Here is a 22,110-nt window from a genome sequence, read left to right as displayed (position 1 = left end):
TTCGGAGGTCGCTCCGTGTCCCCCACCCCCCACCCCTCTTCCGGTCCGGCACGTACCTGGTGGAACCCCACCCTGGTCAAACACGGCTACCGCACCCTGGTGGTCAAAGGCACCTACCCGCTGCTGTGGGGCTGCCATGAACGCCACGTGCTCGGGCTGCACTACAACGGCGTCCAGGACGGCGACACCGTCCTGGAGATCGGCTCGGCCGACGGCGGCCACCTGGACCGCATCGACCGCCAGGACCTGACGGTGCACCTGATGGACGTCAACGCCGACCTGCTCCACGACACCGCCACCCGCCTGGCCCGCTACAGGCCGGTCTTGCACCACACCAGCGCCCTGGAGAAGTTCCCGCTGGCGGAGAACAGCATGGACTCGGTGGTGTTGTCCATGGTGATGCACTGCCTGCCCGGCAACAGCATCACCGACAAGGCGATCGTGTTCGACCACGTCGCCCGCGTGCTCCGCCCGGGGGGCCGGTTCGTGGGCGCCACCGTGCTCACCCACGGGGTGGACCACCACCCGCTCAGCCGCGCCGGCCTGATCCTGCTCAACCGCCAGGGCGTGTTCTCCAACCGCGGTGACTCCCTGGACGACCTCACCCACGCCCTCCAAGACCGGTTCGACGACGTCACGATCGCCGTGGTGGGCCGGGTCGCGTTGTGGCAGGTGAGGGGCCGATGACCACCCTCACTCCTCTCCGCTCACGATCAGGACCACCCGTGCACCACCCCGACGCAGGGGCGCCGACCCCGCTCCTGCACCTGCCGCCCCTGCCCCGCCACCGGTGGGCGCTCAACCCGCTCACCCTGGGCCCGGTCTATGACCACCTGGTCATCGGCCGCGCCCTGCCCCGCCTGTGGGGGGCCGATCCCTATCTCATCGACCAGCTCTATGACGGCAACATCGGCCCGCTCCACCTGGAGTTGGGCACCCTGGCCACCGGGTTCTTGGCCCACGCCTTGGACGCTCAGCGGCACGCGGTCGAGCAGGTGCACCTGCTCGACCACGACCCGGCCCCGGTGCGGGTGTGCACGCGGCGGGTGCGCGCCCAGGGCTACCCCCCGCACCGGCACGTACTGGACCCGCGCCACCCTTGGCCCTCCCACGTCCGCGGCCTGGACTCGGTGGGCTCGACGTTGTGGACCCACACCCTTCCCGCCGCCCACCGTGACCTGATCTTCGACCGCGTCGCCTCGGCCCTGGCCCCGGGTGGCCGGTTCTTCGGCGCCGCCGTGGTGGGCCCCCATGACACCGCCGCCGACCTGCTCACTCCGCGCGCTCGGCACCGCCGGGCCCTCTACAACCGGGTGGGGTTGTTCGCCAACCTCAACGACACCGCGCGCATCTACCGACACCTGCTCACCCGCTCCTTCGGCCCCACCGCTGAGGTGCACACCCGTCTGGTCGGTGCCGTGGTGCTGTGGGAGGTGACCACGCGATGAACTACCCCTCCACCGCCACCACGGCCGCCCTGGTCGGGATCGGTGCCCGTCTGCCCGGCCCGGACGGGGTCGATGTGTGCGGCCCGCACCAGATGTGGCAGGCCATACAGGCCGGCAAGACCGCGATCGGCCGCTACCCCGCCCAGCGGTGGCAGGCCATGCAGCACCGGCTCCACCCCCAGGATCGGGGGCAGGATCCGTGGCCGGCCGCCCTGATCACCTGGCCCACCCCGACCGACCACCGCCTGTGGGGTCTGCGCGCCTCCGAAACCTCACACCTGTCCCCCACCCAGATCCTCATCCTGCAGGTGGTGGCCGAGGCGCTGGCCGACGCCGGGATCCGCCCCGACACCCTGGCAGGGCCCCGGACCGGCATCTATCTCGGGTTCTCCTCACCCGACGACGCCCTGGACGTCTTCGCCGACCAGGCCCGCCCCACCCTGCTGGACCTGGCCGCCGGTGGCGCGGGCATGGCCGCCACCCCGGTTTCCCGTTGGCTGAACGCGCGCGGGCCCCTGGTCACCTACGACACCTCGTGCTCGGCCTCGATGTACGCGCTGCACGCCGCCCGCCGGGATCTGGCCGATGGCACCGTCACCACCGCCATCGTCATCGGCGCCAATGTGTTGACCAACCCGGTGCCCACCCGCGCCTTCCGTCAAGGCGGGGTGCTGGCCGACGATGGTGACGTGCGGCCCTTCGACGCCCACGCGCACGGGTACGCGCGGGGGGAGGCGGTGGTTGCCGCGGTGCTGCGCCCCTACGCCCAGGCCCGCGCCGACCAGGACCGTATCTACACCCTGCTCGGTCACACGGTGGTCGGCTCCGATGGGCGCTCCCCGGGCACCGGCATGCCCTCGGCTCAGGCCTTGGGCGAACTGGTGGAACGGGCCCATGAGGACTCCGGTATCCGTACCGAGGATGTGGGGCTGGTGATCGCCCACGGGCCCGGCACCATGGCCGGAGCCCGCGCCGAAGCGCGTGCGCTCCACACCGCCTACCCCCGCACCGAGGCGTCGTTGCCTCTCACCTCCATCAAGGGGTTGTTCGGCCACAGTGAGGCGGCCGCGGGGCTGACCAATGTCCTGGCCGGGGCGTTGATGCTGCACCACGGTGGGCGGGTGCCGCCCACCACCGGTTACAGCAGCCCGCCCCCTTGGCTGGGCCAGTACGGGGTGCGGGTGGTCGATGAGGTCACCGACCTGCCCTTCGAGCCCGGTGTCCATGTGGGGGTGAGCGCGCTGGGGTTCTCCGGCGCCATCGCCTATGGGCTGTTGCGTCCCACCCCGCACATGGCCCGGCCCCGCACCGGCAACAGCCCCGCTCTGGGCGGGGCCGCGGTGTGGCCGCTGTCCGCGCCCACCGCCGGGCGCCTGCAAGCCCACGCCCAGGAGTGGGCCCACGCCACCCAAGGGGAGCGGCGGCGTCCCCGTCTGGGGCGGGTGGGCGACCACCTGACTCGCCGCTGTGACCCGAAGGGTGCAGTGCGGGCCGCGGTGGTGGCCACCAACGGCTACACCGATGCTCACCAGGCGTGGAAGGCGCTGGCCCAGGGGGGACATCACCACGACCTGGTGAGCGCCACCCACGGTGAGGGGCCGTGGTCGCCAGTGTGGGTCTTCGGTGGCCACGGGGCCGCCCACCCCCACATGGGCACCCTCCTGTACCAGCAGGACCGGCTCTTCGCCGAGCACCTGGACCGGGCCCGCCAGGCCCTTCAGGCGAACATGACGAGGAAAATCTGGTACCCGAGCGGTCATCTCCCACGCGACCTGGCGCAGGTCCAACGGGACACCTGGGCGATGCAGGTCGCCCTGGCCCACACCCTCACCGACCGGTGGGGACTACGTCCCCAGGTCGTGGTGGGCCACTCCCTGGGCGAGGTGGCCGCCGCCCACGTCGCCGGGATCCTGTCCCTGGAGGACGCCGCTCGGCTGGTGTGTGCGCGCGCTGACCTTTTGGGCCAGCTCACCGGTGTGGGGCACCTGCTCACCGCCCGTCTGGACACGAACACCGCCTCCCAACTCGCCCAGGACCACCGGGTGGACCTGGCCTGCATCAACAGCCCCGAACACGTGGTGTTCGCCGGCAGCGAGGCCGCACTGGACCCCCTGGCGATCGACCTCCTCGATCGGGGCGCCGAGCCTCGCGCCTTGGTCGGCTCGCCGCCCGCGCACAGCCGCCACGTGGATCAGGTCCTGGCCGAGCTGACCGCGGCCCTGAAGGGCCTGGACCCCGCCGAGGGGGAGGTCGAGTTCGTCTCCACCGTCACCGCCGCCACCATCCCGGGCCGTGAACTGGGCGCCGCCTACTGGGGGGTCCAACTGCGTGCCCCGGTGTTGTGGCACCAGGCCCTGGCCGTGTTGGGGCGGCGCCTCTCGATGCAGGTCACCGAAATCTCCCCCCGCCCGGTCCTGGCCACCCCCACCGCCCACATCCGCGCCCGGCACGGTCTGACCATGGACCTGGTGTGCGCCGGCACCCCCGACGATGAACGGCGCGGTATGGCCCTGGCCGCCGCCCACGCCTACGTCCACGACCTGCCGGTGCGCTGGCCCTACCCGGCCTCCGCCCCGGTGGAGGTGGACCCCGCGCCCTGGAACGCCCCCACCAACCAGGTGGTGCCCTGGACCGAACAAGTCACCGACCTGACCGGGCCGGCGCTCCACCACACCCTGCAAAGAGTGGTGCTGGCGCTGGTCGATGGCCTCTCCCCGCGCCCGGTGACCACAGCCGACCTGGACACCGACCTGAGCGACCTCGGGCTGCACTCCATCGACCGGCTGGTGCTGGCCGACCGGCTCCTGGCCCCCCTGAACCCGCGCCCCGACCACCTTCCCGACCACCAACCCACGATCCGCTCCATCGCCACAGCGATGGAGCACCTACGACCCGGTCAGGCCCCCTCCTTTGCCTGACCTTCCCCGGGGCGCCGCCCCCTCTCTCCTCTCCCACGGCGCCCCACCCCGGCCCGGAGGCACGCCACGCCCCCGGGCCGGGTCCCACATCCACTTTTGATGAGAAAGCCCGAGGCGATGAGCGACAGCGTGAGGGGCCTGGCCCCAGGCTCGACCGTGGACCTGCTGCACCAGGAACGCGGCCAGGCCGCGCGCGAGGTGCACGGCGCCCAGGTGTGGTGCCCCCACGGGGTGCCACCCCTACTGCAAACCGCCGACTACGCGCGCTGTGTGCTGCGCTCCCACGCCCTGCCCCAGGACATGGTCGAACAGCTCGTCGACGTGCGGATGATGCGGGTCTCCCAAGTGGCCGCCCAACGGCACATCCCCGCCCGCTACGAGGCGGTGCTCACCCGCACCGGCTATGAACACCCTCCCGCCGGTGCCACGAACCAGATCATGGCGCAGCAGTGGGCCCAACTCGCCGACCTGGGTGCCCTGGCCCATGTGCGCCTGCGGGTCCTGCCCGCAGCCGAGCACCACCGCGGCGCCGGTGGGCTCGGCGGCTTCAGCCTCTACCCCGACGGCTCCGCCTGCACCACCGGACCCGAGGGCCCCCGGCCCCCGCTGGAGGGGGCGCTGGTCGCCCGTGAGCGCTTCGCCCACTTGTGGCAGCTCTCCCCGCCCTACCCGGGCTGATCTGGACCCGAGGGCGGTGGCGCTGTGCGCCACACAGCGCCACCGCCCTCTCCCGGGGTGTCCTGTGCCGGGCCATGAGCCCACCCCACTCCCGGTGGGCACTGATCCGACTCCCTCACAGGATGCCCCCCTTTCTTCCTGTTCCCGCTCACCTGGACCCCCTTTTGGAGAGCACATGGCCACCGTCTTCCTCGAACTCTTCACCGCCCACGCTCTATGCCGGCGAGACCCGGATCGGATGTTCGTGCCCGGCCAAGCACAGCACCAGGCCAAAACGTTGTGCACGCACTGCCCGATCCGCACCGCGTGCCTGGCCGAGGCCCTGCAACGCCGGATCGAGTTCGGGGTCTGGGGTGGGATGACCGAACGCGAACGCCGCGCCCTGCTGCGCCGCCGCCGCGACGTCACCGATTGGAAACACCTGCTGCGCGAGGCCAAGCACGCCCACGACCGTGAAGTCCTGGCAGGGGCCGCCCGATGAACACCCACCTTGGCCAGGACCGGGCCGCCTGTGCCCGACTCACCCCCCGCGAGGCGGACCGGACCTTCTTCGAAGGGAGCACCACCGACCAGATGCGCACCGTCTGGGTGTGGTGCCAGCCCTGCCCGGTCCGTACCGGCTGCCTGACCCACGCCATGGACCAGCAGACGGAGTACGGGGTGGCCGGGGCCACCACCGGTGCCGAACGGGCACGACTGCGCGCAGCGCTCCCCGACATCACCCACTGGGGGCCGCTCCTGGCCCGGGCCGGTGCGTGGGAGTGGGCTCTGCCCAGCCTGGTGGAAAACACACACATCCTGGAACCGCTCCAGGCCTGGCACAAGGCACACCAGGACGAAAAAACGTCCACCCCCCACCGGCCCGCCCTGGTCGACCAAGCACGCGAGCAGTGGGAGGAACTGGCGCTACTCACCCGTCTGCGGCTCCTGGCCACCGGGCCGCAACAGACCTCAACCCCCACACCACCGCCTACACCCGCCGAGATGGCCTATGCCGGTGCACCCACGTGAGCGCGGCACACCGGACCAACGACCCGGCGGTGAGAGGCACCGGTATGAGGACGCCACCGACCGCGACCACGCCGACTACCTCAACACCGAATTCCCCGCGTGGTGGGTGTACTGGTCGCTGTCCCGGCGGGGCCTGTACGCGTTCTACCTGGGGCCGGCCCTGGTCCGCCCGCTTTTCGCGCGCCGTGTCCAGCAGCTGCGAGAGCGTCTGTACACCTATGAGTCGCATCTGCACGCCCCGCCGGTGGCTCATCACCGGTCCACCCCCACACCTCCCGCTGTCGGGGGCCAGTCATGAAGTTGGAGATCAAGATGAGCATGCGGCTGCCCGCAGAAGGCCTTCTTCTGGGGACAGGGGCGTTCCTCCTGGCCCTCTTGATGCTGGGTTCCCAAAGCGCACCGTCCCCCCTGCACGGGTTGCTCCTGGGCATGGTCATCGGAGCGACCGTGATGGTGCTGTGCTACCTGGCCGGGGGCCTGCTCACCCGGATCTGCCTGTACTGGTACACCACATCCCTCCCACAGCGCCAGACCTGTACGAAATGCACGCAGTTCCACAGCCTGGAGCGCCAACGGCTTACCGACCTGGATGGGACAGTGCTCTTCCTCGTGCTCTGGCCCGTCGCGGCGCTGCTGCTGGCGGAGCACCACCTCCACCGCGCCTATGAGCACTCCCCGATCCAAGATCACCGCACCTGAACCGGTGCGGTGCTTCGAGACAGGGCTGAGCTGCCCCACCCCGGCGACGGCACCGGGCGATGAGCGGCGCCCCCTGGGCCCTCACAGGACCGTCACCTGCTGAGGGCCGGTTGGGGTACCGGATTGCGGTGATCCGGTACCCCAACACACAAGCAGGACCCTCACCAGCCACCGCCACATCAACGACCAGACCAACATCGGAAAGCGGATCGTTATCACAAAAGACGCCGCCCTGGATGCCCTTCTGCGCACCCTCCTCTCCCTTAGCAGCGACGCCCCCACAATGGCCCACGCGCACCGGTCGGCGGGTGAGGGCTGATGGCCGGGTTCAACCTCCCTCACCGCGGACGTCCCACTCACCCATTGGCCGACGCTGCCCGCATCAGCGGAGTGAGCCTGCGCCGTGAACGCGGGCGGTTCTGGGCCTGCCGGTTCGGTCGCAGCGTCGAACTGAGCGAAGACCGTGACCGAAGGTGGTGGGTGCTCACCGATACCCACACTCCTCTTGGCCCCTACCAAGACCCGCAGGATCTCCTGCGAGCGGCCTCGGAGCTCCTGACCGAGCAAGCCGACCGCTCTCGCCACCGGCTCGTCCAAGGACGGAGGGTCTCATGAGCCACCCGCCCTGCCCTGCCTTCCACCCCTCAGACCGCCGCGCGGGGGCCCACCAACCCCACACCCAGTCACCGCGCGGCTCTGCCCGGACCCCGATGAGCTGCTCCGAACGCATCCGCGATCCGCGCACGCTCTGGGGTCTTGTCACCTACCGGCAAGGAGCGCACCGATGAACACGACCCGTGCAACTACATGCACCATGGCTGACCTGCAGGCTGCGCTGCTGGGCGCGGACGCTTCCCCGGAGGCCTTGCAGCACGCTCAGGCGTTGCAGCACGTGGCCCCTCGGATGTGGGGGCTGACCTGGAAGGGGCGGGAGTGGGTCGGGGCGCTTGTGCGCCATCTGCGTCCTTGGGGCGTGGAGCAGGTTGTGGATCTGGGCTGTGGGATGCCGACTCGGGTCGGTGCCCCTGGCCCCGTCCTGGTCGAGACCCATGAGCACGCCTTTGCGGCAGGGGTGCGCCGGTGTGCCTACGTGGACGTGGATCCTGAGGTGGTCCGGGCCCGCCGCGGGCTTCCCTCTTTCCGTGGAGGGGCGGCGTTGGCCGACATCACCGTTGCCGATCAGCTCCATCACGCGCTGGCCGAGTGCGGTATCGACCCTGACCGGCCCACCCTGGTCCTGTTGGGTTGGGTCTTGGGGTGGATGGATGATGCCCAGGTCACCCACACCCTGGGCCTGATCGGGGGCCTCTTCACCCACCCCTTAAGTCTGGTTGCGCTCTCCCACCTGAGCGGGTGGGGTCCAGCACCGGGGCAGCTCAGCCACGCCACCGGCCGGCACGTGTACGCCCGCTCAGCGCAGGATCTGCTCGCGCTGCTGAAACACGCCGGTCTACACCCGCACCAGGGCCCCACGCCGGTGGAGCACTGGCCCCTCCCTCATGAGCCCACCCCTGGCACCGATGTGCTCTGTGCCCTGGCTCGGATCGGAGGCCAGCGGTGACCGTGAACGCTCCTACCTTTCCTACCTTGGCTGATTTGTGTCCTGACAGCCCGGCCGCGGATCTACGTGTGGTCTACGAACACGGTGGTGCGACCGTCGCCGAGCTGATCACAGCCACCGGCACCTCACGCGCCAAGGTGGAGGACAAACTACGTCGCGCGGGAACACGCATGCGTCCGCCGGGCCGACGACCGACCCACTCGGTTCGAGGCCGGCTCAGCCCCGCCGCAACCACCCAGCCGTGCGCCGTCTCGGCTCCTTCTCCCATCGTGCTTCGGCATGTATTCGCCCGGCGGATACGGGAGCTGCGTGTCCAGGCGGGGCTCACCCAGTCCCAAGCTGCCCGGCGAGCGGAGGTCGCCTACAGCACCCTGTCTCGTGTGGAGAACCCTCAGACACCTCTGATAGGGGTGAGCCTGCTGGGCAAGCTGTGCCAGCTCTACGACGCATCATCTTCGGTGCGTGGGGAGCTGTTCGCCCTGTGGCAGGACAGCGACCTCCCCCCATGGTGGGAACACCAGAATCTGCGCGTGTCCGCTGAAGATGAGCGCACCGCGTTAGGGGTACGCGCGGACGCCCAGCGAGTGCACGGATGGGCTGAGGCCCTGGTGCCCGAACTGCTGCGCACCGCCGACTACACACGCGTCATCGCCGACGCCATGGGTGTTGAACCGCAGATGGCGGTCGCGGTGTGTTCGGCCGCCCAGCGCCGTGCACGACAACGCGGAGTCGAGCAGCGCTACGTCGTGGACGAGACCGTCATCCGTCGCCCCGTCGGTGGCCCCCAAGTCATGGCCGACCAGATCAGCGTCCTTCGTGGGCTGGCCGCGCAGGGTCGCTTGCGGGTGCTGGCGTGGGAGAGCGGCCACTATCCCCTCGACAGTGCGTTCGAGCTGTGCAGTGTGCCCGGCCTGGACACGGTGCTCTACCACCCACGTGCCCGAACCATCCATACCGGGGGAGCGTTCGGCCACCACGACGTCTTCATTCGTCTTTGGGGACAGGCCGAGGAGGAGAGCGCCACCCTGGCTCTGCTCGATGACGCCCACACCCGCCTGTCCGCCACAACCACGGCCACCCTCCGTCTGCCTGGGCGGCCTGGCCTCGACCGGCCCGGAGGTGCGTAGTGGCAGATCTGGTATTGCGCCCCCATCAGGTCGAGACGGTGGAAGTGAACAGCACCGGGTTCGACATCACCACGAGCGCCAACTCACCACGCCTCGGACAGGAGAGTGATGGGCGCTAACGCCTCCTACGGCAGGCTCGACCCCACAACCCGTGCCCTGCACCAGCTCCTGGCCTTGGCCCCTGGGGAGGAGGTGACCTTGGCCGCGGCCCAGGCTCTGGCCGACCGCCCCTACATCGAGGTGCGCCACAGTCTCTACGACCTGGTCGAGGCCGACATGCTCACCCGCACCGAGCGGGGCTGGAAGCAGACTGACCTCTGGCGCACCCACGCCTTCCACATCGAGGACGAGCACACACCGGACACCATGGCGGCGATGGGCAGGATCTTGACCTGGTATTTGCGCACCGCCACGGTCGCATCCCACGCCCTGGCCCCCCACTACTGGCATACCCCAGTGCGGGACGGGTCCGCGGACGTTGCCCACTACAGCCCGCTCCAGGCCATGGAATGGTTCACCGCTGAGGAGGGCGCCCTGGTCGCTGCCTTGTTGACTGCGCAAGGCCTGGACCAGCACCGGTTGGTGTGGCAACTACATGAAGCGATCCTGCCGTTCCTACGGTCGCATCGCACCCACACCCTGTGGCACCGCACACTGTCCGCCGCCCATCACGCCGCTGAAGTCTCCCAGGACCCTGTGGGCCAGGCGGTGGCCCAGTCGAGCAAAGCATTGTTGGAGGGCCAATTGGGCCCTACCGACCATGCCGCGGCCGCCTTCGAAGAGGCCCTCACCCTGTGGGAGCAGACCGAGCACACCGGTGGCCTGGCACAAACCCTCATCGACTACGCCGCCCTGCAGGTACGACGCGGTCACACCCGGCACGCCCGACATCTGCTGGAACGTTCCCTGGCCCTCACCTCAGAGCAGAGCTGCCTCGCCACTCGGCTGAGCGCACGAGCCCAGGTGTGGTTGGGCCAGGCCGCCCTCGACGAGAACCACCTGGATGAGGCGCGAACCTGGTTCACCACCGCACTCGAAGGCACCGGCTTTGTTGCGCAGGCCTACGCCCTCTTGGGCCTGACACGAACCCACCTGGTCGCGGGGGACCCGATCAGGGCCGCGCACGCCCTGCAACGCGCCGACCTGCTCTTGATCGCATACCCGGACCGAGCACCCCACGCCGCGGTCGAAGTGTTGCGCGCCCAACTCCACGCCGACGATCCCGCCCGGTGCCGCACCCATCTACTGCGGGCGCACACACTCCTGGCCAGCCTCGGGCATCCAGACGCCGACACCCTGCTTCAGTACATGGCCTCCCTACCCATCGAACCCACCGACCGCCCCTGGTGACCCCCTGCCATCTCAACCTCCGGAGTCTGAGATTGACCACCACCTCATCACCCGACCCCGAACAAACCACCCCCGACACCGACCAACAACAGGAGCTGTCTTCCCCCACCTGGCGGCGTTTCGACGAGGAACTGACCCGAACCTCGCTGTGGGCCAAACTCCGACGTATGCCCGCTCTGACCACAGCGGCGTTGGGGTGGGGCTGGCGTGCCAGCCCCCGAGACCTACTGGTGGCGCTGGGCGCGAGTGTGCTGGCCGCCGTACTCGCGGGGGTGAGTCTGGCGGCCGTGACCTGGGTTCTGGACGCCCTGCTGGCTGGAGGGGACATCGGTGAACGGGCGCGCTCAGCGGTGCCGGCCATCATGGTGGTCGCCGCCGTGGCCGGGGCCTCGGGGTCCATCCGTCTGGTCTCGGAATGGGCACTGGCACGCCTGGGACCCCAGATCGAACGCGTGGTGGAACCCGAACTGTTCCATCTGACCACCCGGGCACGACTGGAAGCCTTCGACGACCAGGAATGGGCCGACTCGATGTATCGGGCTCGGGACCGGGGCATGTACGAGGTCGCGCACATGGTCACCGCCTGCCTGGAAGTGATAGCCGGATTCGTGGGTCTGCTCTCCCTGGCCGGGGTCCTGGCCGTCCTACACCCCGCCCTGCTACCGCTGTTGGTGCTCAGCGTCATCCCCACCGGCTGGGCCGCCACCAAGGCAGCCGGGATGGAACATCAGGCCCGGCGTGAGTTGACCACCGGGCGTCGGCGCCGGTGGCTGTTGGGGGACCGTATGGCCGCCCGGGATCCCGCCGCTGAGCTGCGCTCCTACCAAATGCGCGATGACCTCATGGCCGAGTACGTGGTCCTGGCCGACCGGGAGCGCACCACCATGCTCGGTGTGGCCTGGCGCCAGACCCGGGTGCGGGCCGCCGGCGCGTTGGCTTCGGGAGCGGCCACCGCCGCCACCTACGCCGCGTTGGGAGGGCTACTCGTGGTGGGCATGATGCCCTTGGCCGCGGTGGGCACCGCGATCCTGGCCCTGCAACGCGCCAAAGGCCAGATGGGGCAGTCGTTGCATTCGCTGAACCGGGTGTATGAATCCGGGCTTTACTTCGCAGACTTCACCGAGTTCTGCGCCCGTGCTCGCGACCAACTACCGCCCGCCCCCACCGCCCCGCACCCGGGGCCGCTGGCACGGCTCCAGGTCCATGAGGCGACCTTCGCCTACCCCACCACCGGTGACCGGCCCGCTCTGCGACAGGTCAGCATGCACGTGAAAGCCGGAGAGACCATCGCCCTGGTGGGTGAGAACGGGTCGGGCAAGTCCACCCTGGCCCGGCTCCTGAGCGGTCTCTACCACCCTCAGCAGGGGCAGGTGACATGGAACGGGGTCGACTACACCGCGATCGGAGAGCCCATACATCAGCGGGTCAGTGTCATCACCCAGGACCACACCCGCTGGCCCATGGACGCCCGCCGCAACGTCACCATGACCAGTATCTGCGACCTTGAGCGTTTGGGCGAGGCCGCTCGGCTCAGCGGCACCGACGAGGTCATCACCACCCTGCCCCAGGGGTGGGACACCCTGCTCGACACCACCTTCGCCAACGGGGTCAACCTCTCCGGTGGGCAATGGCAACGTCTGGCCACCGCCCGCGGCCTGTACCGCACCGCCGACCTGCTCATCGCTGACGAGCCCACCTCGGCGTTGGACGCGCGCGCCGAGGCCCGCTTCTTTAGCACCATCAGTGAGCACGCCGCCCGCACCGGTGCCGCGGTCGTACTCATCACCCACCGGATGATCAATGTCCCCATGGCCGATCGCATCTATGTGATGGATCAGGGCCAGGTCATCGAAGAGGGCACCCACACCCAGCTCATGGCCGCCCAGGACCGCTATCACGAGCTGTACACCCTCCAGGCCCGCGCCTACACCGACACCGCCGATACATCGATCACCGATCGGTGACGTCGTGGACGTCCCTACCGACCACTGGGCCCTGGTAGGGAAGTCGGCCCCAGCACCCAGTCCTTAGCCTGATTCACCGAAAGCGATCTCAGATGCGTGAGTCCTACCAGCTGCAAGAGCATCAGCGCGATGCACTGCGCCCGACATTGGAGACCCTGGCCACCAACGATCGCACCTTCACCGTCATGCCCTGCGGTACGGGCAAGACCATCCTGGGGCGCGCCGTACAAGACCATCTGGCTCCCCGCGGGTGCGTCCTGACCCTGGTACCCCGCATCTCCCTGGTCGGTCAAACCCTCGCTGACTACCGCAACCTCGGTGATGAGCGCTTCGGGACGATCCTCGCGGTGTGCTCGGATCCGAGCATCGGCCAGGACCGGCACCTGCACGGGCTCACCGTGGTGGCCACCACCGACCCGGCTGTGGTGGCCACCACCGTCGCACATGCGGTGGGGCGTGTGACGGTGGTGGCCACCTACCAGGCGCTGGACACCCTGATCAGTGCGCACCGCGACCACGACCTGCCCACATGGGCGGTGGTGGTGCTGGACGAAGCCCACCGCTTGGTGGGCTCCCCCGACTGGTCCCGCGCTCTGGACAACACCCTGGTGCCCGCCCGCTACCGCGTCGGTGTCACCGCCACCCCCCGCGTGGTGGCCACCTCATCCGCAGGCCAGGAATCGCCAGAGCTAGTGGCCATGGACGACCCCGAACGGTTCGGTCCCCGCGCCCACACCTTGAGTTTCGCCGAGGCGCGCGAGCAAAACCTGCTCGCCCCCTACCGGGTGGCCACACCCGTCATCACCCCCGGCCACGTCCGCTCACTGGTCGACCGATCCGAGCATCTGCTGGTCGGCGACCAACCAGGGGCCCTCTCCGCCCAGGTGCTGGCCGTGCAACTGGCCGTGCTCCAGGCGATGCACCGCTTCGGTAACCGCCGCGCGCTGACCTTCCACCCCCGCCTGCCCCATGCCCGGCTGTGGGCGCGCACCCTGCCCCAAGTGGCCACGCTGCTGCAGGAGCCACCGGTCCGAGTCCAGGCGCGTCATCTGAACGGCGCGCATTCCCATCACCGTCGCTCGCAAGTGCTGGAGGAGTTCACCTCTGCCATGGGCGAGGACGAGATCCGCGCGATCACCTCGGTGGGTTTGTACCGTGACGGCCTGGACGCCCCCTCCTGTGACACCGCGGTCATCACCCACCCGCTCACCTCGGTCGAGGCCGGGGTGCAAATGCTCAGTCGGCCCCTGCGGGTGGACCCCGAACGGCCCGACAAGGTGGCGTTGTTCGTGCTCCCGATCGTGCTCTCGGCCACCACCGACCCTGATCACCTGGGCGAGATCCTCACCGATTCAGGGTGGGGCACCTTGTGGTCCGCCCTTCGCGCTCTGGGCGCCATGGACGAAGACATCTTCATCCAGCACGCCCGCCCCAGCCCGGCGAGCACCGCGCTTTCAGAGTCTGGGTCCCAAACGGCCTTCCCTCCGTGGTGGAGCTTGACCGGAGTGCCCATCCCTTCGGGTTTCGCCCACGCCATCATGGTGCGGGCCGCCCACGAGATCACCCCCCAAAGCCCAGACGCGGTAGAGAGCGTCTACCGGGCAGCTCTCATGCGTTTCCTGGCTCGCGAGCGCCACCTGAACATCCCCAGCAAGCACGTGGAGGACGGGTTCGCCTTGGGTCAACGGGCCGCCCACAAGCGTTCCCTCCACCGAAGGGGGGCCCTGCCTGCGGACGAGGTGGCCTGGCATGAGGAGCTCGGCTTCCCCTGGGACATGACTGGCCGTGACGAAAAGTGGGACCGGGCGTTCTCCCACACCCAGGCGTTCTTCACCGAGCATGGTCACCTGAACATCCCCAGATCCCACAGACCAGAGGGGTTTCATCTGACTGAGTGGCTACGCCGCCAGCACGCCGACTGGGACAGCCTCCCCGACACCAGGCGCACCCGTTTGGAGCGCATTGGTATGGGCCACGAGCTCTTCCAAACTCGATCTGAGATGTGGGAAGACGCGTTTACCCACGCTGAGAAGTACTTCGCCGAACACGGCCACCTGAACGTGCCCCAACAGCACCACGTCGACGGGTTCGGGCTGGGCTCATGGATCAAACGACAGCGCAGCCGTTGGGACAAGTTGAGCACCGAACAACGCACACGGCTGCTGCGTCTTGGTTTCAAGCCCAAGACCGAACGGCCCAAGAAGTCCACTCTTGACAGGCCCAAGGCGCCCAGCAAAGTCCAGCAGTGGGAAAACGCGTTCGCGCAAGCCGAAAGGTTCTTCCACGAGCACGGCCACCTCGACGTCCCCTGCGAGCACACGGTGAATGACGTGCACTTGGGTCGGTGGGTGCACGGTCAACTCCACTGCTGGGACCGGCTCTCCCCAGCTCGCCAGCAACAGCTCCTGGATATCGGTTTCGACCCGGCGCATAAGGCTCCGGCAAGGAGTCAGCAGTGGGAAAACGCGTTCACGCTAGCCACAGCCTTCTTCACTCAGCACGGCCATCTCAACGTGCCCAAGAGCCACACACCACAGGGGTTTCGTCTGCGTAAGTGGCTACGCCGCCAGCACAACAGCTGGGACGAACTCACCCAAGACCATCAAGCCAGGTTGAACACCATCGGCATGGACCCCGAACTCTTCGCCCGCCGCCGGCCCTGCTCTGAACCCGAGCAGGGCCCTCGCTGAGCAGGAGCACGCCACGCCCTCGCCCCAAGCCGCCCTCGTCCACCCCACCAACAACACGGCCATCAACAGGTGAGTGCGCGGCCAGCACCAACAACCCTCGAAGGAAAGAGCATGAGCATCACGATCCGTGGCATGTCCGCCAACGTCTGGCGCAGCGGGGTCTGGACCCCGGAGCGCACTCCCCAGAACCGGATCCCGGCCCTATGTGAGGCCATCACCGCACAGAGCCCCCACCTGCTCGGTGTGCAAGAGGCCGATGACTGGGCCAAGAACGATGGGTTGCTCTTGGCCGAGGTGGAAGAGCGGCTCGGTCTGAGCGCGGTCAAGGAGTCGTTCCTCCCCGACCGGTCCACGGGCTTGCTCTACGACCCCACCGTGATGGACCTGGTGGAGTGGGAGCCCGCCCCGGGCCAGGGCTGGCAGGGTTTCACCGGTACAGCCCGCTTCGACCTGGGGCTGGAGTACTCGATCGCGGTCATCGTGGTGCACCTGTCCCACCAGAGCGCCCCCTGGGCCCTGCACCAGGCATCCCTGGTCAACGACCGGGCCCGGCGTGTGTCGGACCGCCGTCAAGCACCCGGTGCGGTGCGAGCCGAAGCGGCGTTGGTGTTCGGCGACGTGAACCAGCCTGGGCTTTACCACTCGGCCGCTCCGCCCGACCCGCGCCCGCAGGAGTTGCCCGCGTGCAACCTGGCCTACCGGTTCACCGGCATGCCGGGGCAGGAGGTGGTGAACCGGGATGTGGCCGAGCTGTTCGCCCGGTGCCGGTGGACCGATCTGGCCCTGCATCTGGCCGACCAGAGCACCGACCCCGGCGAACAGGCCCAGCTCATGGCCTCCACCGCCCACAACGGCGGGTTCTCCATTGACCGGGTGTATCTGACCGAATCGGTGGTGCCCGCCGCACGCACTTTGAAGCAGGTGGACATCCCCTCCGACCACCGGGCTCTGGTGTGGGAGATCGACCCCGCACGGATCGACCCGGCCGTGACCACACGCCTGCACGTATAGCCCCCTTGTCCGAGTCTGTCTACTCACGCATGGAGAAGTTACCCATGACCCCCCGATGGACCGGCTGCGCGAGCTGGACCTGCATGCCCTGCGTACCCCTGCCTCAACAGATTGCTCTCGCCGCCACCCCGGTGTTTCCGCGACCCCTGGGCCACCTGGAGGTACACCTGCCCCACCTGCTCGCCCACGACCCCGACGACATCGCTGACACGCTGGGCCGTCACGGGGTGCGGGCGGTGGCCGCTACCGGCCTGTTGCCTGGATCGGTGCTGCACCGCGACCTCGACGTGGACCAGATACGTCACGGTTTGCGGTTCCTGGCCCGTATCGGTTGCCCGGTGGCACTGGTGATGCTCGACCATTCGATCACCGGTACCTACTACCGGGCCGTGCAGGAGACCATCACCCGGTTGTGCGCCCTGGTCGACCTCGCGGCCGAGCACGACATCACCCTGGCCGTGCAAACCCTGGGCGCTCCGGGCCAGCAGCGGTCCGAATACGCCAGCGGCACCCTGCCGGGTATCCGCACCCTGCCACAAGTCACGCGACTGTTGGATGAGTTCGACACCGAATCGGCCCGGGTGGGGGTGTGCGTGGACTCGGTGTCCTGGGCCGCCACCGGAGCCGACCCCGCACATCTGACCGAACTCGACCACCCGGTGCGCCATGTCCGCATCGCTGACATCCCCCACCGAGTCCCCGCCCACCGGTGGGGGCCGGCCCAACGCTTGATGCCCGGCGACGGGGCCTTGCCCTGGGCCACGTTCACCTCGGCCCTGGAGAAGATCCGCTATCGGGGGCCGGTCGCGGTGACGGTGTCCAACCCCCGCATCCGCGCCCTACCCGGGCCAGACATCATCGCCCGCTCGGCCCGGGCCCTGGCCCAGGTGTGCTCGCGTGCCCCTACGACCGAGGCCACCGCCTACGCCGCCTGAACACAATCCAAGCTCTGCCCCCTGTCGACACACCATGGAGAAACACATGTCCACGACCGTCACCGTCGTATCGCAGAACATGGCCTATTCCGGGCTTTTCACGTCCAGCGGGGAGCGTGACCCGCACCGGTGGGAGGGCCTGATGTCCACCATCGACTCCCACGAGCCGGACATCCTGCTCCTACAGGAGGTCGGTAAGTGGGAAGACCACAACCGCCAGCCCATCGCCCGCGCCGAGGACGCGTTGGGGATGCGCATGGTCGGGATCACCACCCGCCCCGCCGGTGGGGGAACGGCCCTGATGATCCGCCCCGACACAATCAAGTGGGAGCAGTGGGAGGACCGCTACAGTGACCAGACCCTGCACGGGTTCGGGGTAGGGGTACTGCGCCTACCCGGCCTGGACACCCCACTGGCCACCATCAGCGCCCACCTGAACCCGTTCTCGGCCAAAGCCGCCGTTGAGGAAGGCCAACTCCTCGTCGCCCGCTCCTACCGGTACGGCGGTCTCGGCGTGATCGGCGGCGACATCAACCACTTCTCCCACCACGACGACCCCAGTGCGATCCCCAACCCCGACCACATCCCCCCGTACAACCGCTCCTCCCGCTGGATCACCACCGACGCCGGGGACGTGCTCCCCAACCGTGCGGTGGGCCGTGCCCTCCGACTCGGTGGGCTGACCGACGTGGCGGTGCGCGTGGCCACTGAAACTTCGAACACCGACGTGCTGGCACCCACCGGTCGAGGCAGGTGCCGGGTCGATCAGTTCTGGGTCACCCCGCCTCTGGTGCCCGCCATCGTCGGCTACGCACACCACCCGCACGAGTACTCCGACCACTCCCTGATCACGATGGGGCTAGACACCAGCCGGGTGGACCTGGACGCCGCCATTCCTGAATGGATCTGACCCCAACCCGCAGCAAGAGGCACCATCCCCCACACCAAGCCGGGTTGGAGACCGTGGTGAAGGTGGAGCGGCACCTGTCCAAGCGCTGATCCTCTTCCCGGACCCCGTTTCCCGGTGTGGGTACCGCACGCACCCGAGGTGCCCACACCCCCGCCTGATACCGCATCAACCAGGAAGTTGCCCGGTGATCGCCTCCCTCGCACACCAAGTAGAGCACTGGCCCCCAGAAGGGATGCCGCACGTGTACGCGCTCCCAGACCCGGACCTACCCGCCAACCAGGCGTTCTTCGACCTTGCGGCCCGCCACCGCCGCATCCTCACCGACCGCTTCACCCACCTGGTGGCCCCCGTCCCCCAACAGTGGCTACACGCCACCGTGCAACTGGTCATCGACCCCGGCTCTCCTACGCTGTCGCCCCACCAGCTCGATGAGGTGGCAGCCGCACTCCACCACCACGTGGCCGGCCGACCAGCCTTCACCCTCGGGGCCGCCCCCTACGTCGGCACTCACAACCCGACCCTGGACCTGGCACCCGATGAGCCCTTCAACCAGGTTGTCGACCTCACCCGTCGCGCTCTGGACCAGGTCCTGGGTCAGAAGCGGTCCACCTATCAACCCACCGCAGCGCACATCACCACCGGTTACTGCCACACCGCAGCCGACTCCGGGCCGGTAGCCAACGCCCTGCGCGCCTCCCGCCCCTCCCAAGCACCGGTGACCATCACCCGCCTGGCCCTGGTGATGGTCACCCACGACCCCGAAGGCCCCAGCTACCGATGGCACAACCCACCGCTGGCCACCATCGACCTGCACCAGGAAAGGCTCCCTTGCGCATGACCCACATCCGCACCGCCACCACCCCTGGCTCACCCACCCGCCTCAACGAGGACTTCACCGCGGTGACCGACACCGCCGCGGTACTGCTGGACGGCGCCGGAGGGCCGGCGTCCCTGAACAGTGGGTGCTCCCACGGAACCCCTTGGTTCGTACGCCGCCTCGGTGCGCACCTGCTGCACTCCATGCTCACCAGCGACCAGAAGTTGCCCGACCTGCTCGCCCAGGCCATCACCGACGTGGCCGCCGCGCACACCGGCTGCGATCTGCGACATCACGGCACCCCCTCCACCACCGTGGTCCTGCTGCGCCGCGCCGCCCCCGGCATCTGGGAGTACCTGGTGTTGTCGGACTCCACCCTGGTGTTGGTCACCGACCAGGCAGTGCAGACGATCAGCGACAAACGCATCGACGACGTCGCCACCGTTGAAAAGCAACGGATGGAGTCCCACCCCTTGGGGTCCAAGGAGCACCATCGGGCTCGGCTGGCCAAGGTGAACCGGGAACGGGACTGGCGCAACCGCGAAGGGGGGCACTGGACGGCGGCCTCCGACTCGGACGTGGCTGCCCACGCGATCACCGGCACCGTTGACCACCTCCAACGGGCCGTGCTGTTAACCGATGGAGCCGAGCGGTGGATGCACTTCACCGACCGAACCATCAAGGAGTTGCTCGCTGCCCTGGACGAGCAGGGCCCGGCCGCGATCATCGCCCAGGTGCGTGCACACGAAGACGCCGACCCCAAGGGGCAGACTCTGCCGCGGGCCAAACACCGAGATGACGCCACCATCGTCGACATCCACCTCCAAGGAGCCTCCCGGTGACCACCCTGTCCCCCGTCTCTTTCGACACGATCACGGTCCTGACGTTCAACGTCTGCAAACAGGACGAACCTTTGAAGGGTTCGGGACGTGACTGGGGCCCCATCGCCGACCTGATTACCAGCCACAACCCCGACGTGGTGTTGCTACAAGAACTGGACGGCACCACCGCCAAACCCGCCGCCCCCAACGGCCGCCCCGTGCCCGGTGCGGCCGTGGACCGCCGTCAAGCCGAACGACTCGGCCAAGCGTTGGGCATGAAGATCAGCATCGCCGACGCCCCCGACTCCACCGTGCACACCGCCATCGCCTGGCGCTCCGAACTGACACTGGTGCACTGGACGGAGTTGGTCGAGCCGCCCAACCACCACGGCCAGTCTCTGGCCGTGTTCGACCACCCCACCTGGGCACATCCGCTGACCGTGGCGAGCGTGCACTTCTACCCCCGCAGTGCCCACCGGGCGGCTGAGGAGTGCCGAGCCCTGATCGAACCTCTGCTCAAGCACAGCCCACTCGCGGTGGTCGGAGGCGATTTCAATACCGCCACCGCCACTGACCTCGATCGAGGTGTGGATTTTGCGACTCTGCCAGCGCACAACCGGTCAGCACGTGTGGAAGCCCGGCCCGGCCCGGCCACCCCCGTCCTGGAACTCGACCACGTGGTGCGGTTGGCCGGCCTGGTCGACCCGGCCGCGTATCTGTACACGCAGACCCAGGAGCCGAGATTGATCGAAGCTACTGGACGTGGTGGGTTGCGTGTGGACCGGTACGCCCTGACCAGCGATCTGGTTGAAGGGGTGGTCGACTGTCATCCGGTGGACGGACAGGGGTTGAGCGATCATGTGCCGGTCCTGCTCACCCTCGCCCTGCCCACCACATAAGAACAGGTGGTGGCGGACCCCATAGCGGGTGACCTGCCACCACGCAGGAACCATCACGGCTCTCCGCTCTTCTCTTCCCCTGGCACAGAGGGCTTCGGGCCTTACCAACGGGCCAAGGAACGCTGTGCCCCTCCGCCACAGAGGCGCTTTCCACCGTTAGCCTCTGGTCGCCCCCGTCACCGGGGAAGTCGTCATTCCCTGGCCGGCCATCACCCGGCCTCACCGCTAGGCGGTGACCTGCTCCATCATGTGCCTCCACACCGCACCCACGATCAGCGGCTGGGGCGTCCACTCAGCATGACCGTCCGGGCACATCGCCCGGGCGACCTGACGGTCCCACCCCATACCGATACCAGTATCCCGATCACACACCGGACAGCACAACGTGTGAGGCCCATCTTCGCTTTCCGGCCCAAGATCCAAAAGGATGCGCTGCTCCGCGGTGAACCCCTCGACTATCTCCCCCGTCGGGGCGGACTTGCCCACCACACCCATGTGGTCGTACAACTGATCGATCAAGGTGAGTTTGCCCCAGGCGTCCACCAGTTCTTCGGGAAGTTCGGTGTGTGCGTGCAGCGGGCGCAAAAGGTCGAGCTCGTAGGCGGTCCCCGGAGGCAGCTCGCGGGGCGTACGCAGCGTGCGTGGCACCACCATTGTTCCTGGTGCAGGCGGTCGGTCCCACCACACCCACGCCGCGACAGCCACCACAAGGTCCGGATCCTGCCCGGACCCTCCTGGGATCCCGGATTCAGCACGGTCTCGGGCCAACGCCCTGCGCGCCCAGGCCACGGCATCGGTCCAGGCCTCATGTCCATGTCCGGTCGCGTTGTGATCAATGCGCATAGGGGCAGTGTGGTGCACACTGGCCCTTCCTGTGTGGCCGATTACGGCCATTTCCTCGGACATCTAAGAACCGCAGGCCCGTGGGTAGGGTTCCACCATGACCACACCCCCACTCCCTCCAGCGACACCGCGCTCGTCGGGGTCCACGGACTGCTCACGCATCTGACCAGCGACACCGACTGGCCCCGACAGGTGCTCGACATGATCGCCGAGCAGCTCATATCCGCCGGTGATGCCGCCAAACACCTCGCTCACCGTGAAGGTGCGCCGTTCCACTTCGAAACTCACCGAGAGGCCGAGGCCGCCATTCGTCGGGCCAGGGACTACCACGCTCACCTGGCCCACCTGGACGGAGCCCCGTCCAACATCACCTCTGAGCTCCACCGGCATGCCGACACCAACAAGATGGCTCGCATCGAGGTCCTGGG

At 68.6% G+C, this 22,110-nt stretch carries 21 protein-coding genes; 19 read left to right on the top strand and 2 right to left on the bottom strand.

Annotated features, from left to right (window positions below):
- Positions 1 to 15: 15 nt before the first annotated feature.
- From BQ8420_RS15180 to BQ8420_RS15090, 19 genes are all read left to right on the top strand, one after another.
- Positions 16 to 687 carry a class I SAM-dependent methyltransferase gene (locus BQ8420_RS15180; protein ID WP_087099623.1) on the top strand — a complete coding sequence of 224 codons (672 nt, stop codon included), beginning with the start codon at positions 16 to 18 and terminating at the stop codon, positions 685 to 687.
- A gap of 38 nt (positions 688 to 725) precedes the next feature.
- The gene (locus tag BQ8420_RS15175; protein WP_087099621.1) at positions 726 to 1,448 is read left to right on the top strand and encodes a class I SAM-dependent methyltransferase; all 723 of its coding nucleotides are present in this window, start codon (positions 726 to 728) and stop codon (positions 1,446 to 1,448) included.
- Positions 1,445 to 4,366: a type I polyketide synthase gene (locus BQ8420_RS15170; protein ID WP_087099620.1), complete on the top strand. Its 2,922-nt coding sequence runs from the start codon at positions 1,445 to 1,447 to the stop codon at positions 4,364 to 4,366. The genes BQ8420_RS15175 and BQ8420_RS15170 overlap by 4 nt, the downstream gene beginning before the upstream one ends.
- A 99-nt stretch (positions 4,367 to 4,465) precedes the next feature.
- A complete protein-coding gene (locus BQ8420_RS15165) occupies positions 4,466 to 5,044 on the top strand; it encodes a Scr1 family TA system antitoxin-like transcriptional regulator (RefSeq protein ID WP_160049325.1) in 579 nt (192 codons plus the stop codon).
- Positions 5,045 to 5,219: 175 nt separating this feature from the next.
- Positions 5,220 to 5,525, top strand: a complete 306-nt coding sequence (locus tag BQ8420_RS15160) for a WhiB family transcriptional regulator (RefSeq protein WP_087099616.1) — start codon at positions 5,220 to 5,222, stop codon at positions 5,523 to 5,525.
- The gene (locus BQ8420_RS15155; protein ID WP_087099614.1) at positions 5,522 to 6,055 is read left to right on the top strand and encodes a WhiB family transcriptional regulator; all 534 of its coding nucleotides are present in this window, start codon (positions 5,522 to 5,524) and stop codon (positions 6,053 to 6,055) included. Before BQ8420_RS15160 ends, BQ8420_RS15155 begins: the two co-directional genes overlap by 4 nt.
- A complete protein-coding gene (locus tag BQ8420_RS15150; protein ID WP_235006226.1) occupies positions 6,042 to 6,353 on the top strand; it encodes a hypothetical protein in 312 nt (103 codons plus the stop codon). Before BQ8420_RS15155 ends, BQ8420_RS15150 begins: the two co-directional genes overlap by 14 nt.
- The gene (locus BQ8420_RS15145; protein ID WP_143847307.1) at positions 6,350 to 6,754 is read left to right on the top strand and encodes a hypothetical protein; all 405 of its coding nucleotides are present in this window, start codon (positions 6,350 to 6,352) and stop codon (positions 6,752 to 6,754) included. The genes BQ8420_RS15150 and BQ8420_RS15145 overlap by 4 nt, the downstream gene beginning before the upstream one ends.
- 784 nt (positions 6,755 to 7,538) lie before the next feature.
- Positions 7,539 to 8,315, top strand: a complete 777-nt coding sequence (locus BQ8420_RS15140; RefSeq protein WP_087099608.1) for an SAM-dependent methyltransferase — start codon at positions 7,539 to 7,541, stop codon at positions 8,313 to 8,315.
- A 26-nt stretch (positions 8,316 to 8,341) separates the two neighbouring features.
- Positions 8,342 to 9,442: a Scr1 family TA system antitoxin-like transcriptional regulator gene (locus tag BQ8420_RS15135; RefSeq protein ID WP_160049324.1), complete on the top strand. Its 1,101-nt coding sequence runs from the start codon at positions 8,342 to 8,344 to the stop codon at positions 9,440 to 9,442.
- A 108-nt stretch (positions 9,443 to 9,550) separates the two neighbouring features.
- Entirely contained in the window at positions 9,551 to 10,792 is a 1,242-nt protein-coding gene (locus BQ8420_RS15130) for a hypothetical protein (protein WP_087099604.1), read from the top strand.
- Positions 10,793 to 10,824: 32 nt separating this feature from the next.
- Positions 10,825 to 12,756 carry an ABC transporter ATP-binding protein gene (locus tag BQ8420_RS15125; protein WP_087099602.1) on the top strand — a complete coding sequence of 644 codons (1,932 nt, stop codon included), beginning with the start codon at positions 10,825 to 10,827 and terminating at the stop codon, positions 12,754 to 12,756.
- 92 nt (positions 12,757 to 12,848) lie between these two features.
- Positions 12,849 to 15,446 (top strand): DEAD/DEAH box helicase, encoded by a 2,598-nt coding sequence (locus tag BQ8420_RS15120; protein ID WP_087099600.1) that lies wholly within the window; start codon positions 12,849 to 12,851, stop codon positions 15,444 to 15,446.
- 111 nt (positions 15,447 to 15,557) lie between these two features.
- Entirely contained in the window at positions 15,558 to 16,457 is a 900-nt protein-coding gene (locus tag BQ8420_RS15115; RefSeq protein WP_087099598.1) for an endonuclease/exonuclease/phosphatase family protein, read from the top strand.
- Between the two features lie 44 nt (positions 16,458 to 16,501).
- Positions 16,502 to 17,392, top strand: coding sequence for a sugar phosphate isomerase/epimerase (locus BQ8420_RS15110; RefSeq protein ID WP_160049323.1), 891 nt, complete (start codon positions 16,502 to 16,504; stop codon positions 17,390 to 17,392).
- A gap of 46 nt (positions 17,393 to 17,438) precedes the next feature.
- Entirely contained in the window at positions 17,439 to 18,302 is an 864-nt protein-coding gene (locus BQ8420_RS15105; RefSeq protein WP_160049322.1) for an endonuclease/exonuclease/phosphatase family protein, read from the top strand.
- Positions 18,303 to 18,543: 241 nt separating this feature from the next.
- Positions 18,544 to 19,140 carry a 2'-5' RNA ligase family protein gene (locus tag BQ8420_RS15100; protein WP_087099592.1) on the top strand — a complete coding sequence of 199 codons (597 nt, stop codon included), beginning with the start codon at positions 18,544 to 18,546 and terminating at the stop codon, positions 19,138 to 19,140.
- Positions 19,131 to 19,961 carry a protein phosphatase 2C domain-containing protein gene (locus BQ8420_RS15095; protein ID WP_160049321.1) on the top strand — a complete coding sequence of 277 codons (831 nt, stop codon included), beginning with the start codon at positions 19,131 to 19,133 and terminating at the stop codon, positions 19,959 to 19,961. The genes BQ8420_RS15100 and BQ8420_RS15095 overlap by 10 nt, the downstream gene beginning before the upstream one ends.
- Entirely contained in the window at positions 19,958 to 20,839 is an 882-nt protein-coding gene (locus tag BQ8420_RS15090; protein WP_087099588.1) for an endonuclease/exonuclease/phosphatase family protein, read from the top strand. Before BQ8420_RS15095 ends, BQ8420_RS15090 begins: the two co-directional genes overlap by 4 nt.
- A gap of 225 nt (positions 20,840 to 21,064) precedes the next feature.
- Here BQ8420_RS15090 and BQ8420_RS15085 read toward each other — a convergent pair whose 3' ends face one another.
- On the bottom strand, positions 21,065 to 21,487 hold the full coding sequence (locus BQ8420_RS15085) for a hypothetical protein (RefSeq protein ID WP_143847301.1): 423 nt from the start codon (positions 21,485 to 21,487) through the stop codon (positions 21,065 to 21,067).
- A 258-nt stretch (positions 21,488 to 21,745) separates the two neighbouring features.
- Positions 21,746 to 22,018 carry a hypothetical protein gene (locus tag BQ8420_RS15080; protein WP_143847299.1) on the bottom strand — a complete coding sequence of 91 codons (273 nt, stop codon included), beginning with the start codon at positions 22,016 to 22,018 and terminating at the stop codon, positions 21,746 to 21,748.
- Positions 22,019 to 22,110 lie beyond the last annotated feature (92 nt).

The organism is Nocardiopsis sp. JB363, assembly GCF_900143625.1.
In the GTDB taxonomy this organism is placed as follows: Bacteria; Actinomycetota; Actinomycetes; order Streptosporangiales; family Streptosporangiaceae; genus Nocardiopsis.
This window is presented reverse-complemented; position numbering and strand designations above follow the sequence as displayed.

What these genes read in the sequence shown, in the direction of transcription:
- BQ8420_RS15170 (WP_087099620.1), top strand. Translation starts at nt 1,445, where the DNA reads ATGAACTACCCCTCCACCGCCACCACGGCCGCCCTGGTCGGGATCGGT.
- BQ8420_RS15165 (WP_160049325.1), top strand. Translation starts at nt 4,466, where the DNA reads ATGAGAAAGCCCGAGGCGATGAGCGACAGCGTGAGGGGCCTGGCCCCA.
- BQ8420_RS15160 (WP_087099616.1), top strand. Translation starts at nt 5,220, where the DNA reads ATGGCCACCGTCTTCCTCGAACTCTTCACCGCCCACGCTCTATGCCGG.
- BQ8420_RS15155 (WP_087099614.1), top strand. Translation starts at nt 5,522, where the DNA reads ATGAACACCCACCTTGGCCAGGACCGGGCCGCCTGTGCCCGACTCACC.
- BQ8420_RS15145 (WP_143847307.1), top strand. Translation starts at nt 6,350, where the DNA reads ATGAAGTTGGAGATCAAGATGAGCATGCGGCTGCCCGCAGAAGGCCTT.
- BQ8420_RS15140 (WP_087099608.1), top strand. Translation starts at nt 7,539, where the DNA reads ATGAACACGACCCGTGCAACTACATGCACCATGGCTGACCTGCAGGCT.
- BQ8420_RS15130 (WP_087099604.1), top strand. Translation starts at nt 9,551, where the DNA reads ATGGGCGCTAACGCCTCCTACGGCAGGCTCGACCCCACAACCCGTGCC.
- BQ8420_RS15120 (WP_087099600.1), top strand. Translation starts at nt 12,849, where the DNA reads ATGCGTGAGTCCTACCAGCTGCAAGAGCATCAGCGCGATGCACTGCGC.
- BQ8420_RS15115 (WP_087099598.1), top strand. Translation starts at nt 15,558, where the DNA reads ATGAGCATCACGATCCGTGGCATGTCCGCCAACGTCTGGCGCAGCGGG.
- BQ8420_RS15110 (WP_160049323.1), top strand. Translation starts at nt 16,502, where the DNA reads ATGACCCCCCGATGGACCGGCTGCGCGAGCTGGACCTGCATGCCCTGC.
- BQ8420_RS15105 (WP_160049322.1), top strand. Translation starts at nt 17,439, where the DNA reads ATGTCCACGACCGTCACCGTCGTATCGCAGAACATGGCCTATTCCGGG.